The 356-nt window shown below is 71.6% G+C and carries 1 protein-coding gene; it reads left to right on the forward strand.

All coding sequences use genetic code 11. The annotated features are described in order from the left end of the window. Nucleotides 1–356, forward strand: a 356-nt coding sequence (locus EAS64_RS43005; protein ID WP_222850057.1) for an RNA-guided endonuclease InsQ/TnpB family protein, incomplete at both ends; no start/stop codon positions are given.

Below are 356 nucleotides of genomic sequence, written 5' to 3' on the forward strand. Positions count from 1 at the left end.
TGGCCGAGGACCTGAACGTGGCCGGGATGACTCGCAACCGCCGCCTTGCCCGGGCGGTCGCCGACCAGGGATTCGGGACCGCCCGGCGGATGCTCGCCTACAAGACCGCCTGGCGCGGCGGGACGCTGGTCCTTGCAGACCGCTGGTTTCCCTCATCGAAGACCTGCTCGGGCTGCGGCACGGTGAAAGCCAAGCTGGCCCTGGCCGAGCGCATTTACCGGTGCGATGGGTGCGGCCTGGTCCTGGACCGGGACGTGAACGCCGCCCGGAACCTGCTGTCCCTCGCCGCCAGTGGGGCGGAGAGGCGAAACGCCGGGGGAGGGACTATAAGACCGCGCCCCGCGCGGCACGACCCG

The sequence above is a fragment of the Trebonia kvetii genome (assembly GCF_007827045.1).
Classification (GTDB): Bacteria; Actinomycetota; Actinomycetes; order Streptosporangiales; family Streptosporangiaceae; genus Trebonia; species Trebonia kvetii.